Origin of the sequence: Bacillus sp. S3 (assembly GCF_005154805.1) — a bacterium.
Classification (GTDB): domain Bacteria; phylum Bacillota; class Bacilli; order Bacillales; family Cytobacillaceae; genus Neobacillus.
The window spans coordinates 1,707,161-1,724,781 of record NZ_CP039727.1; the positions used below are offsets into that span (position 1 = coordinate 1,707,161).

The window sequence follows — 17,621 nt, forward strand, 5'->3', positions numbered from 1 at the left end:
GGTTACCATTTTGGGAAAAAAGCTCGTCTTTGTTTGTCCCTTTGGTCATATATTGATGGTAAGGGGGAGATGATGTGAAAAAGAATTGGAATCAAGCCTTTCAAATTGCGGCAGTTTATGTAGGAACTGTTGTCGGAGCAGGATTCGCCACTGGAAAGGAAATCGTAGAATTTTTTTCACGGTTTGGTTTCTTTGGCTTTATTAGTATATTAATGAGTGGTTATCTTTTTGTCATGATTGGTTCGAAGTTAATGCGTATGGCTGCGCAAATCGAGGCGAAATCCTATCAAGAATTTAATGAGCACCTCTTTGGAAAATGGGCGGGAAGCATCATAAATGTTTTCATGCTTTTCATGCTTCTCGGTGTAAGTGCCGTCATGCTGGCCGGGGCTGGGGCAGTTTTTGAGGAACAGCTTGGCCTGCCCAAAAATCTTGGCGTATTTCTGACCATTTTCCTTTCCTATCTAGTTATGCTAGTTGGTACGAAAGGACTTTTTGCGGTTAATACCTTTGTTGTTCCTTTAATGATTACCTTTAGTTTAATCCTGATGTTTTTGTCACTTAGAATGCCGAATTTTTTAGATCGGTTTTTGTTTATTCCCCATGCTGGTGACGGGTGGAAGAGTGTGATTGCCCCGTTTTCATATGCTGCTTTAAATTTGGGTTTGGCCCAGGCAGTTTTAGTTCCGGTTGCCACCGAAGTTAAGGATGACTGGACAATTAAATGGGGAGGGATTATAGGGGGCCTTGCGTTAACGCTGATTTTAATTGGCAGCCATTTTACCCTGATTATGCTGCCAAATCTGGAATTGTATGATATCCCAATGGCCATTATTATGAAAAACTTAGCACCGTTTTTTTACTGGATTTTTGTACTTGTTATTTATGGGGAGATTTTCACTTCTGTGATCGGAAATGTCTTCGGGCTCGACAGACAGCTGCAGCAATATATGCCGGTTCCAACGTTTGCATCTGTTACGGTCATTTTTGCCGTTTCCTATCTGATTAGTTTGGTGAATTATAGCACGCTGCTTTCTTATTTATACCCTTTGTTCGGCTATATTTGTATGAGCTTTTTTGTTTTATTATGGATGAAACCATTTACCCCAAATATGAAGAATTAATAAAGCAGCTGTCAAAAGTGGCAGCTGCTATTTCTATTTGAAAGGCATAATAATAAATATCATGATATCGAAAATGATATGCGAAACAATCACAAGCGGCATACTTTTTCTCCAATAATACAGTAACCCCCAGATGAGTCCGGAAATAAGGGCTGCGAAAACGAGTAAAAATGAGTCAGAATATAGATGAACCGATGCGTAAAGTAATGCTGCGATTAAAATACCCCAAATAGGACGAAGGTGTGTTACTAATTTTTTTTGGATGAAACCCCGCCAGAACAGTTCTTCCCCTGGGGCAGCAACTAAAATGAGGGCAATATATTGCCAAAATACCTTTGGCGCATACGAGCGGTATAATTTTCTTATCGGCTGCTCAAATGGGAGATGAAGTATTTGGATGACTTGATATCCTAACCAAAATATAAAATAGAGCAATAATCCAGAAAGAACACCGAGGAAAATATATTGGATAAAGGACGCCTCATCATCGACATCTCCTTGGTACGTGGCAAACGCAATTAACACAAGCACAGATCCGGAAAAGATATACCAAAATATGGTTTTATCGTGAAATGAAAAAAATATAAGTGCATGCGCTAAAATCACACCTGCTATTAGGCGTATGGTTAGAATCTTTTGTTTCATGATGTCTTGCCCCTTTTTAAATCAATAAAATATACTTTAACAAAAAATATGTCGAAAAGGAAATGATTACATTAAACATTTTAACCAATTCTCCTAATAAGAACCTAAAAAGAAGAAAAAATAAACGGGAAGGGAGTGAAAATGATGAGCAAATCAAGGAGTCAACAAGAGCGGGAATGGACGGTCAGGAAGCAGGATCAAAATCCCCATGGCAAAGTCAAATCTTTAAAGCAGTTATCAAAAGAAACGGAACAGGGCAAATAAACTAGCAATGAAAGAAAAGGCAGTAAAAGTCTGCCTTTTCTTCTAAACTATTACATTAATAAGCGCTTTCTTTTACGACTTTATAGTTTTTATGGTTGACAACTGTCCGTTGATCTAATTCTAAATCACGGTAATTGTCCATATATGTTAGGTCGACTATTACAGAATTTTCATTTACCTTTTCAACAATCCCTTGTAAGCCACCACGGAATTCTATGATATTTCCTACTTCTGCTTTTTTCATTCAGTCTCTCTCTCCTTTGCCTTAAAAACTATTAATAAAATCCAGTTAAATAACAGTTTGCACTACTTTTCTAAATTCGTAAAGGATTTTGTATGACAATTTGGTTAATTATTACTTATTATTTTATTATATGCTTGAATGGAGAGTTAAAGAAGGGAAAACGTTTACAATAATAGAATAGAAGGAAAATGGAAAGTTGGCTTATAGATTTGCGGATAAGGTAAAATAGAGGATGGAATAGGGGGTGTGATAAATGCAGGAAGAAATGGTTAACGACATATTAAATCGATTAATGACAGGAGAACTTTCGGAATACTATGTAAAAAAGGAAGATTTTATGGAATTTCGGAAGGTGTTAGTAAAAAGAAATGATTTCAAACATTTCCGTGGAATCGGCGGACGTGGCGGAGATGTGTTATATCAATATCTTAAAGAACCAAGAAGTTAAGGGGATGGGATGATGGCCTTACTAGAAAAAATTGCTCAAATCAAGCAGGAAATCGGTAAAGTAATTGTCGGAAAAGACATAGAAGTGGAATTAATGACAATCTCATTATTATTTAATGGCCATATTTTGCTTGAAAGTGTTCCTGGTACAGGAAAAACGATGCTGGCGAAAAGCTTTGCGGCCGCAATTGGCGGGGCATTTTCCCGCATCCAGTTTACTCCGGATGTGCTTCCAAGCGATGTCACTGGAATTCAGTTTTTTAATCCAAAGATACAAGAGTTTGAGCTGCGGCCTGGCCCGATTATGGCAAACATTGTTTTAGCTGATGAAATTAATCGCGCTACACCGAGAACACAGTCAAGTTTATTGGAGGTGATGGAGGAAAGACAAGTTACAATTGATGGTGTGACCGTACCATTGGAAGAACCGTTTATGGTCATTGCTACACAAAATCCGGTAGAATCGCAGCAGGGAACCTTTGCATTGCCGGTGGCGCAAATGGATCGGTTTTTTATTAAAATTAAGGTCGGATATCCCGAATATGAGGATGAAAAGAGAATTATGCAAATTCACCGTGGAAACAAAAAAATGCAAACCATTACCCAGGTGTTTACCATCACAGAAATTGAACAATTTAAAGCATCCATGGGTGAAATCCATATTTCTACAGATATAGAAGACTATCTTTTAAGCATTATTAGGAAAACGCGTGAACATCATCATATTGAACTAGGGGTCAGTCCGAGGGGAACACTAGCTTTAATGAGAGCGGCACAAGGAAAAGCCTTTTTGAATGACCGTACATATGTTACCCCAAATGATGTAAAAGCAGTTGCCCCGTACGTTCTGGGTCATAGAATATTTCTTTCGATTGAAGGGTCACTTACAAACTCACCAGAACTTATTATCAATGAAATCCTCGATTCTATTTCCGTCCCAGTCGAAGCCGGTGCAAATGGATGACTTGGAAGAGGTATGGGGTTGAAGATCGAAAAATCCAGGCGATCAGCGGTTTTGCCATTATACTTATTATTGTAAGTCTCTATATGGGGTCCAAATTAGTATTGTTCTTGGCAGTATTTTTTCTATCTGCAACATTTTGTAATCAACTTTACTTGAAAAAAGCAGGAGAACAGCTTTATTTTGAAAACAGATATGAACGAAATCGCTTCTTTATTGATGATGAAGGTCAGTGGGTATTAGCGTTTCGAAACGAAGGATTGCCAATTTTAAAGGCGGAGTTACGCGTTTACTTTGATCACTTTGTCGCTCCTAAGGATGTGAACTTAGAGCCCAGTCTTTCCATGTTTGATCTTTCTATTCCGTTTTCTGTTTACACGAAGCAAGCAAAACAAATCATTATTCCTTTTTCGGCGAAATGGAGGGGGATTGCCAAAATACGCAAACTCGAAATTCATGTTCCCAGTATTCTGGGTTTTGGGGAAACAGTCTTAGAATCAACCCATTATTTAAAACAACATGCAGTAGTTTATCCTGAACCATTGCCTGTAAAAGGCCTAAAGGAGCAAATGACGATCCTTCAGGGTGTAAATGTTGTTCCTCATTCTGTTTATGAGGACCGGCTTGGACCACTTGGGACAAGAGACTATACCTCGTCGGACAGTTTTAACCGAATCCATTGGAAGGCAAGTGCAAGAAAGCAAACGTTGCAAACGAAAATATATGAAAATATTTCTGAAAAGGGTTGGAATATCGCGTTAAATGTTTCCGATGGACATTCCATTACAGGTCATCTAGAAATGCTTATTAGCAGTCTGACAGATATAGCTTATTTCGCTTTCAAACAGCAAATTCCTTACTCATTATGTATAAATGTACGAACAGCCGGGAATACTCCCTTCCTTTATGTTCCAAAAGGGGAGGGAAAAGAGCATCTACAAAAAGTGTTAGAAACCCTTTCATCTGTCAGTACTCAAAATTCAAGTGTCCCCTATGATTATATGCTTTCCTTTTATCACCGGCATTTGGCTCCACTGCCATTTTTCATTCATACGGGCATAAGGACAATTGAAACTGATCGAATGCTTCAATATATGGCAATCAAGGGTACTGCGATATATGAAATAAAAATGGATCAAGGGCAGGGATTTTTCAGTAAATTAGAAGTCCTTCCAGAAAGAAGGGCTGGATTATGATCAACCGTCTAGCCCTTGTAACCTATCATTTTTTATTAGAATTAATTGCCGGTCTTCTTATTCTATTCTTTTTCTATATCAGCAAGAAAGAGCTGCCGCCTATTTTCATACTAGCTGCAATATGTATCGTGGGCATTCTTCTTTTTACTGTCCTTCTTACAAAATTTCATGAAAAGGGTAAATGGCTTTATTTAGTCATCCTATTTCCTTTACTGATACTGATTGGACAAGAGGCAGGATTGTCACTGTTTATGGCTATATGCCTTGGATTGATTGTTTTTTGGCGGGGAATTTACCTGTTTGAAGAGCCATTAAGGGAATCCGAATCCTCAATATTGCTCGTTTCATTCATAATTGGCATGATTGCGATTATTTATGCAGCCATGAGCAGGTATCCCTTTCAGGGAGCAATTATTTATTTAGTCATCGGGCAGCTATCCCTTATCCTGATGGGCGGTTTTTTTAGAAAATGGAATTCGATGCAGGATGATAGCTCAAAGTTCGCTGTTTACTTCTTAAAAATATTTGCCGTTGTTTCTGTGATAGGTGCAGCACTAACTTTTTTATTAAATTATATTCAATTCGTATTCTTTTGGATCTTACAATTAGTTGTAACGCTTTTTACATTTATTGCCGCACCCCTATTTGGCATCCTCGAATATCTTTTTAGTCTGAAAGGAAACGAGGAACGAAAAACAAACATTAGTAGCGGCAGCGGTTTGCTGGATGAAGATGGGAAGTATCAGGAGCCATCCTATGACCTAACAGAAAAAAGCTTGTACATCCTGTTGACCCTGGGGACAATTTCTTTAATCATTTATCTCTTTTATAAAAAGAAAATAAAGAATCAGACATATAGCAATGATTCAGCGTCCATTTTTTCTGTTTCCGAGCGTGTGTTTGGAGCGATGAATGTATCCAAATTTCATCAGAAAATCAAACCCCCGAATGATTTAATCAGACGGGAAATATTTGAATTAGAAAAATTTGCGCACAAACTTAACTTAGGTCGTCTTAGCTTTGAAACTCTGGAGGAATGGTGGCAGCGGGTCGGTCTATCAGGTTCACGAGCATCAATCGAAATCTATGAGAAAGTGCGTTATGGTGCTGCTCTCGTATCTGAAGAAGAACAAATTCTATTAAGAACGGAAATGGGGCACCTCAAGCAGCAATTAAAAGGCATTCATAATCGCCAAGAAGAAATATAATGCAAAGGTCACTGATTATAGGTGACCTTTCTAAGAATCCAACCTGGCGGCTTAAAATAATCTGGAATGGGGGGATAGTATGGAAAAATATATTTTATCTTTAGACCAAGGAACAACAAGCTCAAGAGCCATTATTTTCAATAAAAGCGGGGGAATCGTCCATACCGCACAAAAGGAATTTACACAATATTTTCCCAAGCCGGGCTGGGTCGAGCATAATGCCAATGAAATTTGGGGTTCGATCCTGTCAGTTATTGCCGGAGTGTTATCCGTATCGGGTATAAAACCAGAACAAATCGCAGGCATTGGTATTACCAATCAACGGGAAACAGCTGTTGTTTGGGATAAAGAAACAGGTGAGCCGATCTACAATGCAATTGTTTGGCAATCGAGACAGACAAGCGAAATTTGTGACGAGTTGAAAGAAAAGGGCTTAAATGATCTTTTTCGCAAAAAGACAGGCTTACTCATTGATGCCTATTTCTCCGGAACAAAAGTAAAATGGATCTTGGACAATGTAGAAGGAGCTCGTGAAAAAGCAGAAGCAGGAAAATTGCTGTTTGGAACAATTGATACGTGGTTAATTTGGAAACTTTCCGGCGGACGAGCGCATGTTACTGATTATTCAAATGCTTCCCGCACACTGATGTTTAATATTCATGAACTTAATTGGGATAATGAGTTACTGGACATTTTGGAAGTTCCCAAATCCATGCTTCCGGAGGTTCGCCAGTCATCTGAAGTGTATGCTAAAACGATAGATTATCACTTCTTCGGTAAAGAAATACCGATTGCAGGAGTTGCAGGGGACCAACAGGCAGCATTATTTGGTCAGGCATGCTTTGAAAAAGGCATGGCTAAAAATACGTATGGTACCGGCTGTTTTATGCTTATGAATACAGGAGAAAAAGCAGTTCAATCTGAGCATGGGCTATTAACAACTATTGCATGGGGATTAAATGGTAAGGTAGAATATGCGCTCGAAGGTAGTATTTTTGTTGCGGGATCCGCAGTTCAATGGCTTCGGGACGGTTTAAGGTTAATTCAAGATGCCCCACATAGCGAAAGATTGGCTGAACAGGTAGAATCGACAGAAGGCGTATATGTCGTCCCCGCATTTGTTGGACTAGGTACACCATACTGGGATAGTGATGTCCGTGGAGCGGTTTTCGGTATAACACGTGGAACTTCGAAAGAACATTTTGTCCGTGCTACACTTGAATCGCTTGCGTATCAAACAAAAGATGTCTTATCAGCAATGGAAGCAGATTCCGGTATTGAACTTAAAACACTTCGCGTTGATGGCGGTGCTGTGAAAAATAATTTCTTAATGGATTTTCAAAGTGATATTCTTAATGTTCCAGTTGAAAGGCCAACTATCAATGAAACGACGGCTCTTGGTGCAGCCTATTTAGCCGGTTTGGCAGTTGGTTTCTGGGGTAACCAAGAAGAAATTTCAAAACAATGGGCAATTGACAGACAATTCCCCCCAATGATGACGGAAGAAAAACGAATTACTTTATATGCTGGCTGGAAAAAAGCTGTTAAGGCGGCAATGGCTTTCAAATAATAAATTTGGAGAGACCACAAAAACATTACCTTAAATTCGGTAGTGTCTTTTGTGGTCTTTTCTTATTTCCCTTTAATTACTTTAAGCATATTAAATAATGAATGCTTCATAACCGGGAGGACAATCTAATGAAATTTTCTAATTTAAACCGCTTGGAGATTGTAAATAAACTTAAAAGCGGACAATATGATGTTTTGGTTATTGGCGGAGGTATTACTGGTGCCGGAATTGCTCTTGATGCATCGGTTAGAGGAATGAATACTGCACTGGTTGAAATGCAGGACTTTGCAGCAGGAACATCAAGCCGATCAACGAAACTAGTCCATGGAGGCCTCCGATACTTAAAACAATTTGAAGTAAGAGTGGTAGCAGAAGTAGGGAAAGAACGCGCCATCGTGTATGAAAATGGTCCACATGTAACTACACCGGAATGGATGCTGCTCCCATTGCATAAAGGGGGAACCTTTGGCAAATTCAGTACATCGATTGGCTTACGAGTTTATGACTTTTTGGCAGGAGTGAAAAAATCAGAACGCAGAAGAATGTTATCGATCGATGAAACATTAGCTAAGGAACCGTTGATTAAGAAATCCGGATTGAAAGGCGGAGGCTACTATGTTGAATATCGGACAGATGATGCCCGGCTGACAATTGAAGTAATGAAGGCAGCAGTTGAAAAGGGAGCCGTAGCCTGTAATTATACAAAGGTCAGCAAACTGATTTACCATGAGGGTAAAGTTGTTGGTGTGTTTGTAGAAGACCAGCTGACCGGGGAAAAATACGAAGTACATGCGAAAAAAATTGTCAATGCAGCTGGACCGTGGGTTGATTCAATCCGTGAGATGGATCAATCTAAAAAAGGGAAAACATTGCAGCTTTCAAAAGGGGTCCATCTTGTTATTGACCAGTCACGGTTCCCGTTAAAACAAGCTGTCTATTTTGATACACCGGATGGGCGGATGGTCTTTGCCATCCCGCGTGAAGGAAAAGCATATGTCGGTACAACAGATACATTTTATGATCAGGACGCGGTTAATCCATATATGACAGTTAGAGACCGCAGATACATTCTTAATGCAATTAATTACATGTTCCCTGAGGTGAACATCAGGGAAAAGGATATCGAATCCAGTTGGGCTGGAGTAAGACCACTTATCTACGAAGAAGGGAAGGATCCATCTGAAATTTCGCGAAAAGATGAAATCTGGGAGTCCCAATCTGGTTTAATTACGATTGCCGGCGGTAAATTAACTGGTTATCGGAAAATGGCTGAAACAATTGTGGATTTACTGGCTGCTAAATTTAGGAGTGAAGAAGGAAAGGAATATCCAGCTTGTATGACAATGAAGCTGCCGATTTCAGGCGGTGATGTCGGTGGAGCAATAAACTTCCCTGCCTTTGCAGCTGGAAAAATCGATAAGGGAATAGCCGCCAATCTAACCAAAGAAGAAGCGCTTCAATTAACAAAAATGTACGGTTCAAACGTTGATTTAGTTTTCCAGCTGTTAAAGAGGCACGAAGCTGACGCGGTTAAATATGGATTGCCATTATCATTATTTGCTAAACTGGTTTATGCGATAGAAAAAGAGATGGTAGCGACCCCAATGGATTTCTTCATCCGAAGGACCGGTGCCCTTATGTTTAATATTGATTTAGTTGAAAAATGGAAGAAACAAGTGATTGACTACATGAATGATCAATTACATTGGTCTAGAAAAGAAAAACAAAACTATTCATTTATGTTGGAAAACGCTTTAAACTTATCCGTCATTCCTATTGATGAATAAAGTTTTTGACAGTTTTGTGAACAATGTCGTAATAAATCGTTTTTAGTTGTTAGAAAAAGATGAAAATGCTATTCTAGCTTTTGTATATAAAAAACCCAAATTTAAGAAAGAACGAATCCATACATGATTGTTCGTTTTTGGGAAAAAATATACTGAAAAGAATGGATGTTTATTCTTTAGTCTAATGTCGATTTAGTTGACTAAATGGCGAGAAATGTTTATTTTTAATAAAGCAAGTTTAATTTTTATCACATTTTAAAGGAGTTTGATTTAGCATGGCAGAGAAACAATTTAAAGTAATCGCAGAAACAGGAATTCATGCAAGACCAGCAACTTTATTAGTTCAAACAGCAAGCAGATTTGATTCTGAAATTAATTTAGAATATAAAGGTAAAACAGTAAATTTAAAATCTATTATGGGAGTTATGTCACTTGGTGTAGGTCAAGGTGCTGATATTAAAATTTCAGCTGAAGGCAGTGATGCTGCCGACGCTCTTAATGCACTTGAAGAAACAATGAAAAAAGAAGGTTTGGCATAAAAATGACTTTTTTAAAGGGAATTGCTGCTTCAAACGGTATTGCCATCGCGAAGGCATACCGTCTTGTTGAACCAGATTTATCATTTGAAAAGAGAACGATTGAGGATGCCACTAAAGAAGTAGAACGTTTCCGGAAAGCAATGGGAAAATCTAAATCAGAGCTTGAAGCTATTCGTGACAAGGCTAAGATAGAGCTTGGAGCTGATAAAGCAGCGATTTTCGAAGCACATCTTCTTGTTCTAAGTGACCCTGAACTAAATGCACCGATTGAAGATAAAATTCAATCTGAGAAAGTGAATGCTGAGTCGGCATTGAAAGAAACTGCAGATATGTTCATTATGATGTTTGAACAAATGGATAACGAATATATGAAAGAACGGGCTGCAGATATTCGAGATGTCACAAAGCGTGTCCTCTCTCATTTGGTGGGTGTTCAATTGCCAAACCCAAGCATGATTGCTGAAGAGGTGATCATTGTTGCTGAGGATTTAACTCCTTCAGATACTGCACAGTTGAACCGTAATTTTGTTAAAGGATTTACGACAAATATTGGCGGGCGTACCTCACATTCAGCGATTATGGCTCGTTCAATGGAAATTCCTGCTGTTGTTGGAACAAAGACGGCGACAGAAGAAATTTCGAATGGTGACCTTGTTGTAGTTGACGGTTTAAGTGGGGAAGTACATATAAACCCAACTCCTGAACTTGTTGAACAATATCGTAAAATTCATGAAGACTATGAAGTTCAAAAAGCGGAATGGGCAAAACTTGTGAATGAACCGACAATGACAAATGATGGACACAGAATAGAACTAGCTGCCAATATCGGTACTCCCAATGATTTAAAAGGAGTAATTGAGAATGGCGGTGAGGGTGTAGGTTTATATCGAACTGAGTTTCTTTATATGGGAAGAGATCAGCTTCCTACAGAGGATGAGCAGTTCGAATCATATAAAGCTGTACTAGAAGGAATGGCAGGAAAGCCTGTTGTCGTTCGTACCTTGGATATTGGCGGCGATAAAGAACTGCCATATTTGGATTTACCGAAAGAAATGAACCCTTTCTTAGGCTTCCGCGCTATTCGTTTATGTTTAGAAGAACAAGGCATTTTTCGTACCCAGCTTCGGGCATTGCTTCGCGCAAGCAGCTATGGGAATTTAAAAATTATGTTTCCAATGATTGCAACACTGGACGAGTTCCGTTCTGCAAAAGCGATCCTTGAAGAAGAAAAGCAAAAACTTCTTACAGAAGGTCAAACGGTAGCCGAGCATATTGAACTTGGAATCATGGTGGAGATTCCGTCTACGGCCGTTTTAGCTGATCAATTTGCTAAAGAAGTAGATTTCTTCAGTATTGGAACAAATGATTTGATTCAATATACGATGGCTGCTGACCGGATGAACCAGCGTGTAGCTTATCTGTATCAACCATACAGCCCTTCAATTTTAAGGCTTGTAAAAATGGTTATTGATGCGGCACATGCAGAAGGCAAATGGGCAGGTATGTGCGGGGAAATGGCCGGGGATGAAACAGCTATTCCAGTCCTTTTGGGTCTTGGTCTTGATGAATTCTCGATGAGTGCGACTTCTATTTTAAAAGCTCGTTCACAAATCAAGAATTTGAACAAGTCCGATATGGAAAAGCTTGCCCAAGAAGTGTTAAATATGCAAACCACTTCACAGGTTATTGAAGCAGTTCAATCTGCCACAACAAAAAACTAATATAGCATCAGACCGGTACATATGTACCGGTCTTTTATTGTGCGACGGGCAGTCGTACCTTGTGCAGATTACTTGCACTGAATGAGTTGTTAAAGGTTGGAGTACGTTATCTCGGTAAACACGACTCCCGAATTCCAGAAGACTCATTCTCTCGAAGGTGGAAGTCCTTCCATTAGAGTGCTGATACAACTAGTGAAGACTAATCTAGGGCATCACCGTGAGGTGGTGTCTGAAGGAGATGCGGACAATCGAGAGACCCGTAGTCGGATAAGCAGACCCAAATGCAAAAGTGTGAAGCACGGCGGCGGGGTAAGTTGGCGACCATGCGATTATAATGGGAAGCCCGCTACAAACAGTAATGGTTTCTGTTCAATGAATCAGCCGGGCAGAAACAGCTTACCAAGTGATGGTGCTGGGTATGTTTAAAAGGAAGGTACGATGACCCCGTGAGGTCTCCATTCTTACCGAAAGGACATTCATCTATAAGGTTAATCTGAAATGATGGCTGTGGATGGAGAAGTCAGACGTTCTCATAGTACGGAAGTAGTGTATGGACCAAACCATACATGAACGGAAGGGGAACGACCTTGTGGCTCCACATCTTTAAAGGTGTGTAATGCTAACAGAAAACGATACTTCGGTATAAACGAGCTGAATGTACACAATGAAGGGTGCGGAATATGCAATGAATCAAGCGTTAAAATTCAAATGGCATAGTATTTACGGACAAATTCTTTTCGACAGAAAACTAAAAGCTGCTTGGGAAAAAGTAGAAGCCAATAAAGGGTCTGGTGGTATTGATGGCGAAACGATTGACAGTTATAGATACCGTCTAGAAGAAAATTTAGATTCGCTTTTACAAAAGTTAAGAAAGAAAGAATACAAACCTTCCCCAGTAAGAAGGCACTACATTCCCAAGAAAAATGGCAAAAAGAGACCTCTAGGCATACCAAATATAGAAGACCGAATTGTCCAACAGGCTTTGGTAAACGTTCTTCAGCCGAAATTTGAAAAGGGTATTTTCCACAAATGGTCATGTGGGTACAGACCTAATGTAGGACCAGAGCGTGTTCTACAAATAATCCTTGCAAATATCGAACAAGGTTACAATTACATCTTCGATGCAGACATTAAAGGATTTTTCGATAATATTCCACACAAAAATCTAATAAAAGTCTTAAACAAATACATTGCAGATGGAACTGTGTTAGATATGATATGGCTGTGGTTAAAGGCGGGATATATGGAAGAAGGAAAATATCATTTAACTGATTCTGGGACTCCGCAAGGAGGAGTCATCTCGCCACTACTTGCGAACGTTTATCTAAATGAACTTGACTGGACTTGGGCAGAACATAAATTTCGATTTGTAAGATTCGCTGACGACTTCTTGATATTTGCTAAATCAGAAGAAGATATTAAAAAGGCGGCTGAGATTACGGAAGATAAATTAGCCGAACTCGGTCTGGAGCTTGCATCGGAGAAAACAAAGATTGTAAATTTTGATGACGATGACTTCGACTTTATGGGATTTACGTTTGAACACTGGAGAAAACGTAAAAAGGATGGTAAGCCATACTATATCGCCAAACCAAAAGAAGCTACTTGGAAGGATTTTCGACAGAAAATCAAAGATAAAACCAGGAAAACTCTAACCCTAAGCAAGGAAAAATGGATTGACCAAGTAAATCCTGTAATACGAGGTAAGGTTAACTATTTTCTAACCATATATAAAGCGATTAAAGCGAATGAAGAACATGGATTTGCAAGTTCATGTTTCTTTAAAGCATTCGGGAAAGAGTTACAAGCGATAGATGGCTATATTCGGCAAAGACTAAGAGTATCCATGATACATGCCCATCCAAGCCAAAGAAAAGGTCATGCCATGAAAACGAAGTGGAATAATAAATTCTTTGCGATGATAGGTCTCATCCCTTCATATTGGTATTATTATCATAAAATATACGGTTTTTCCTTAGAAAGCTACATTCTTCGAATGAAAGAGAAGCAACAAGAGAAACAGGAGAAAAGAGTTCTTAAAGCAAAAGAACAAGGTCAAGAGTATTATACTCCCGACCTTGTTCGTAAAATGAAATATGCACAAAGATTAGCAACGTACTGATTCTGTAACACATTGGTAAGCCGTATGCCTTAATAGGGCACGTACGGTTTGATGAGGGGGTAGCCTCGAAAGAGGTTACCCTACTCTATTTTGTAAGTTCCCAAGTATTTCCTTTCGTAATCTTGTATAATAGAAATAATAGAAGAAAAAGAAGGAGTGATGAAACCTAATTAACTGAAAAAATTTCTCCTAAATTACTCTTTCCTAACGTTTACTACCAATGTATTTTGGCTATGGTAAAAATATAAGGGAGTGTTACGAATGCGAAGGAAGATTCAACTGGTCATTATCGGTATCATGGTGGTATTGGGTTCATTTTTAGTAACTGGGTGCGGCATGCTTTTTTCAAATGAGTTAATCGTAAATCGCTATGCGGATGCCTTGCTCACTAAGAATAATGAACTCCAATTTCGTTTTCGAATTAACAATGAAATATTAGAAGGGCACCAATTATACAAGGTGAAGATTACCATCCATGATGATAAATTGGCGGCTGCAATCGGTAAAAGAGAAATTATATATGGTGAAGATCAAGTATTAAATGGTGATTATTTAGAAGTGAAAGAAAAAAGCGAAAAGTATATTTTTATGGACCCTCTCCCATTGCAAAAAGATTTACATATTCAAGAGCTAAAAACGATGATTGAGCGGGACCATGCAGTGTCAATTGAAGTATTTAATGATAAAGAGGTATTTGGACGGACGTACCTAACAAATTTTTCATCAGAGTTATAAAAATGGTTTATTTTTTATCCGTAAGGGAAACCATTAAAATGTGCATAAATTTGGAGATGGAGCACAAAGGACCGGACGAGCTGGGGCGTCACGGTCTTTTTTATTTTCCCAATAATAATGGGAGTGATAAAATAAAAGAAAATGAAAAATGAAGGGAAGGATTTGTTTGTTCACTCCAAATAATACGGTAATCGGTTTTATTGGCACAGGTGTAATGGGCAAAAGCATGGCGAGGCATTTTTTATCTGCAGGTTACTCTTTAATTATCTATTCAAGAACAAAAAATAAGGCAAATGACTTAATAGAGAGTGGAGCAATATGGGTAGATACACCAAAAGAAGTCGCAGAAAAGGCCCAAGTTACCTTCACCATGGTTGGCTATCCAAAAGATGTAGAGGAAATATTTTTAGGTGAAAACGGTTTAATTCAACATGGTAAGCAGGGAAGCTATCTTATTGATATGACAACCTCTGCCCCCTCTTTGGCGGTGAAAATCTATGATGCGGCGAGAAAGAAAGGGATCCATACAATTGATGCCCCAGTTTCCGGCGGGGATGTAGGAGCGAGAGATGCGAAGCTCTCCATAATGGTTGGCGGTGAAGCAGAGGCATTTGAGGCGGTTCGCCCGCTGCTTGAATATCTTGGAACAAATATTGTCTATCAAGGGAAGCCGGGAGCCGGCCAGCATACAAAAATGTGTAATCAAATAGCAATCGCATCGAATATGATGGGTGTCTGTGAAGCGATTGTTTATGCTGAAAGAGCAGGATTAAATCCTGAAACGGTTCTGGAAAGTATTACGACCGGTGCGGCCGGAAGCTGGTCATTATCCAATCTCGCCCCAAGAATGTTAAATGGAAATTTCGAGCCTGGATTTTACATAAAGCACTTTATTAAGGATATGAAAATTGCTATAGATGAAGCTGAACGAATGGATATGGATGTTCCTGGATTATCCCTTGCGAAATCTCTATATGACCAATTGGCGGAGAAGGGTGAAGAAAACAGCGGTACGCAGGCTCTCTATAAATATTGGAAGAAATAATCCTGCATGGGCCAAAAACTGGTAAGGATAAAATCCTCCTGACTACAAGAAACTATGATAGAAAATTATGATAGGGGGATTTTATATGGCTAAACGGACGAAAAAGAACGACGCGAAGCAAAAGAACAAAAAAGGTTTCGATTCTGCAGTATTAAATGAAGAATTCGCTCATGAAATAGGATCTGAAGCCACAAATCAAATCCATAAAGACAAAGCTAAAAAAGAGAAGGCACCGAAAAATAACGGAAAATATAAGGGGCAATAATCCCACTAGCAGAAAACCCTCACTTATAATGGTGAGGGTTTTCTGCCTGAATTTAGGACCATTTTTTTAAATATTGCTCTAATCGATTTAGGCCTTCTTCCAAGGTCTCCATTGAACAAGCAAATGACAATCGAAAATATCCTTCACCATACTCGGAAAAAGCACTGCCGGGAACAACAGCCACTTTTGTTTCCTGAACAAGATTAAGGGCAAAATCAAAGCTATTAAGTGGAATTGCCACAGGAATCTTAACAAAGAAGTAAAAGGCCCCATCAGGCTTCACAACAGCAAGCCCCATTGAGAGTAAACGGTTATGTACATATTCCCTTCTTTTGATATATTCCTCTTTCATAGCAGCTGCGTCATCCAATCCCGCTGTTAAAGCTTCATATGCGGCCTTCTGGGCAATTGAATTTGCACAGGACACATTATACTGGTGAACCTTTAAAATATGCTTCGTGATGTTTTCAGGAGCAAATAAAAAGCCAATTCTCCAGCCTGTCATTGAGTGGGATTTCGATAGCCCATTAATTACGATTGTCTTTTCTTTTAAGAAGCTGGCAATCGATGTATGTTTATGATCATAAGAGAGTTCGCTGTAGATTTCATCAGCAAGGACAAAAATATCCTTATCCATTAAAAAGTCTGCGATTTCCTTCAGCTCTTTTTCTGAAAGGCTTACGCCAGTTGGATTGGATGGGTAGGGCAAAACAATACAGCGGGTATTTTCAGTAATATATGGCTTGATTATGTCAATTGTAAAGCGGAATTGATGTTCTCGAATATCAACATGTACAGGCTTTGCACCCATCATTCGAATAACCGGTTCATAGCCTGGATAAATAGGACCTGGCAGGATTACTTCCGCGTCTTCTGTTAAAATGGTCCGAAACGCAATATCAATCGCTTCACTAGCCCCCACGGTTACGATTACTTCAGTTTCGGGAGTGTAATCCAAGCCATATTTTTTATTGACAAAGTGGCAGGAGGCCTCTCTTAATTCAAGGGTACCCGCATTATGTGTATAAGAAGTAAAGTTCTGATTGATTGCGGACACACCAGCTCTTTTCACATGTTCGGGGGTAGGGAAATCGGGCTGTCCAATTGTAAAAGAAATCAGGTCATCCATATGGGCTACCATATTAAAAAATTTTCTAATGCCTGAGATTTCAATGTTTTTCACACGTTGATTAATTAAATGCTCCAATTTTGACGATCCCTTCTCGTAAGGATATTTTACTTTCTAGAATATACTGATTATAGACTATAATCAGGTCTAGATTCTACTGTTAAAGGCGGGTATCTAGAAGAAATAAAAAACGGACCCGAGTTTTCTCAGGGACCGTTTTTTAGGGGTAGGGGAGTCTATATCAAATTGAAAGAGTATTTATTAATATCCATAATCCCAGTCAACTTCGTCTTCATGCCAAAAAACAGGCGAGACAGAACCGAATTCAACTATTTTTTCATCAAGCTTGCAGCTGCAATGATCACAACCACATTGCTCTTTGATTTCTTCGTAAAAGGAGTGTTCAACATCCTCAATAAACGTAATATTCTGCTCTTGGAAAAGAATGGCAGTTCCTTTCATATTCAAGCACCTCTTTATTGTTTTTTACTGCATATTGATTAAGTACACCTTATGTATGTATTGTAATTCCGATTGATAAAAGAGTCTATCCAATTGTGATGATGTTCACAAAATCCTCAAAAAGATGTAGCGAAATTTAGACAAGGAGATAAAAGTA

The 17,621-nt window shown here is 38.9% G+C and carries 18 protein-coding genes; 14 read left to right on the forward strand and 4 right to left on the reverse strand.

Annotated elements, in window-relative coordinates; translation table 11 throughout:
* The first annotated feature begins 74 nt into the window (after positions 1-74).
* On the forward strand, positions 75-1,124 hold the full coding sequence (locus FAY30_RS08190) for a YkvI family membrane protein (protein WP_149869410.1): 1,050 nt from the start codon (positions 75-77) through the stop codon (positions 1,122-1,124).
* A gap of 33 nt (positions 1,125-1,157) precedes the next feature.
* Here the strand turns inward: FAY30_RS08190 and FAY30_RS08195 are convergent, their stop codons facing one another.
* Positions 1,158-1,769 carry a CPBP family intramembrane glutamic endopeptidase gene (locus FAY30_RS08195; RefSeq protein WP_149869411.1) on the reverse strand — a complete coding sequence of 204 codons (612 nt, stop codon included), beginning with the start codon at positions 1,767-1,769 and terminating at the stop codon, positions 1,158-1,160.
* A 144-nt stretch (positions 1,770-1,913) separates the two neighbouring features.
* Here FAY30_RS08195 and FAY30_RS27495 point away from each other — a divergent pair, with 144 nt between their 5' ends.
* A complete protein-coding gene (locus FAY30_RS27495) occupies positions 1,914-2,033 on the forward strand; it encodes a DUF6254 family protein (protein ID WP_223820924.1) in 120 nt (39 codons plus the stop codon).
* A 55-nt stretch (positions 2,034-2,088) separates the two neighbouring features.
* On the opposite strand, the gene FAY30_RS08200 is transcribed toward FAY30_RS27495, so the two are convergent.
* Complete coding sequence (locus FAY30_RS08200; protein ID WP_149869412.1) at positions 2,089-2,277, reverse strand: YkvS family protein; 189 nt, start codon at positions 2,275-2,277, stop codon at positions 2,089-2,091.
* A 253-nt stretch (positions 2,278-2,530) separates the two neighbouring features.
* Here FAY30_RS08200 and FAY30_RS08205 point away from each other — a divergent pair, with 253 nt between their 5' ends.
* The 12 genes from FAY30_RS08205 (at position 2,531) to FAY30_RS08260 (ending at position 15,873) form a co-directional block, all read left to right on the forward strand.
* Positions 2,531-2,725, forward strand: a complete 195-nt coding sequence (locus FAY30_RS08205; RefSeq protein WP_149869413.1) for a hypothetical protein — start codon at positions 2,531-2,533, stop codon at positions 2,723-2,725.
* Between the two features lie 12 nt (positions 2,726-2,737).
* Positions 2,738-3,688: an AAA family ATPase gene (locus tag FAY30_RS08210; protein WP_149869414.1), complete on the forward strand. Its 951-nt coding sequence runs from the start codon at positions 2,738-2,740 to the stop codon at positions 3,686-3,688.
* Positions 3,685-4,881 carry a DUF58 domain-containing protein gene (locus FAY30_RS08215; RefSeq protein WP_149869415.1) on the forward strand — a complete coding sequence of 399 codons (1,197 nt, stop codon included), beginning with the start codon at positions 3,685-3,687 and terminating at the stop codon, positions 4,879-4,881. The genes FAY30_RS08210 and FAY30_RS08215 overlap by 4 nt, the downstream gene beginning before the upstream one ends.
* Positions 4,878-6,089, forward strand: coding sequence for a hypothetical protein (locus tag FAY30_RS08220; RefSeq protein ID WP_149869416.1), 1,212 nt, complete (start codon positions 4,878-4,880; stop codon positions 6,087-6,089). The genes FAY30_RS08215 and FAY30_RS08220 overlap by 4 nt, the downstream gene beginning before the upstream one ends.
* A 79-nt stretch (positions 6,090-6,168) precedes the next feature.
* Positions 6,169-7,659 carry a glycerol kinase GlpK gene (gene glpK, locus FAY30_RS08225; protein WP_149869417.1) on the forward strand — a complete coding sequence of 497 codons (1,491 nt, stop codon included), beginning with the start codon at positions 6,169-6,171 and terminating at the stop codon, positions 7,657-7,659.
* Positions 7,660-7,787: 128 nt separating this feature from the next.
* A complete protein-coding gene (locus tag FAY30_RS08230; protein ID WP_149869418.1) occupies positions 7,788-9,446 on the forward strand; it encodes a glycerol-3-phosphate dehydrogenase/oxidase in 1,659 nt (552 codons plus the stop codon).
* 275 nt (positions 9,447-9,721) lie between these two features.
* Entirely contained in the window at positions 9,722-9,985 is a 264-nt protein-coding gene (locus FAY30_RS08235; RefSeq protein WP_149869419.1) for a phosphocarrier protein HPr, read from the forward strand.
* 2 nt (positions 9,986-9,987) lie between these two features.
* Positions 9,988-11,706, forward strand: coding sequence for a phosphoenolpyruvate--protein phosphotransferase (gene ptsP / locus FAY30_RS08240; RefSeq protein ID WP_149869420.1), 1,719 nt, complete (start codon positions 9,988-9,990; stop codon positions 11,704-11,706).
* A 685-nt stretch (positions 11,707-12,391) separates the two neighbouring features.
* Positions 12,392-13,828 (forward strand): group II intron reverse transcriptase/maturase, encoded by a 1,437-nt coding sequence (gene ltrA / locus FAY30_RS08245; protein ID WP_149872629.1) that lies wholly within the window; start codon positions 12,392-12,394, stop codon positions 13,826-13,828.
* 261 nt (positions 13,829-14,089) lie between these two features.
* Positions 14,090-14,563 (forward strand): hypothetical protein, encoded by a 474-nt coding sequence (locus tag FAY30_RS08250; RefSeq protein WP_149869421.1) that lies wholly within the window; start codon positions 14,090-14,092, stop codon positions 14,561-14,563.
* Positions 14,564-14,729: 166 nt separating this feature from the next.
* On the forward strand, positions 14,730-15,608 hold the full coding sequence (locus FAY30_RS08255) for an NAD(P)-dependent oxidoreductase (protein WP_149869422.1): 879 nt from the start codon (positions 14,730-14,732) through the stop codon (positions 15,606-15,608).
* A gap of 85 nt (positions 15,609-15,693) precedes the next feature.
* A complete protein-coding gene (locus tag FAY30_RS08260; protein WP_149869423.1) occupies positions 15,694-15,873 on the forward strand; it encodes a hypothetical protein in 180 nt (59 codons plus the stop codon).
* A 52-nt stretch (positions 15,874-15,925) separates the two neighbouring features.
* On the opposite strand, the gene FAY30_RS08265 is transcribed toward FAY30_RS08260, so the two are convergent.
* Both FAY30_RS08265 and FAY30_RS08270 read right to left on the reverse strand, forming a co-directional pair.
* A complete protein-coding gene (locus FAY30_RS08265; RefSeq protein ID WP_149869424.1) occupies positions 15,926-17,080 on the reverse strand; it encodes an aminotransferase A in 1,155 nt (384 codons plus the stop codon).
* 183 nt (positions 17,081-17,263) lie between these two features.
* Positions 17,264-17,464, reverse strand: coding sequence for a hypothetical protein (locus tag FAY30_RS08270; RefSeq protein ID WP_149869425.1), 201 nt, complete (start codon positions 17,462-17,464; stop codon positions 17,264-17,266).
* Between the last annotated feature and the right edge of the window lie 157 nt (positions 17,465-17,621).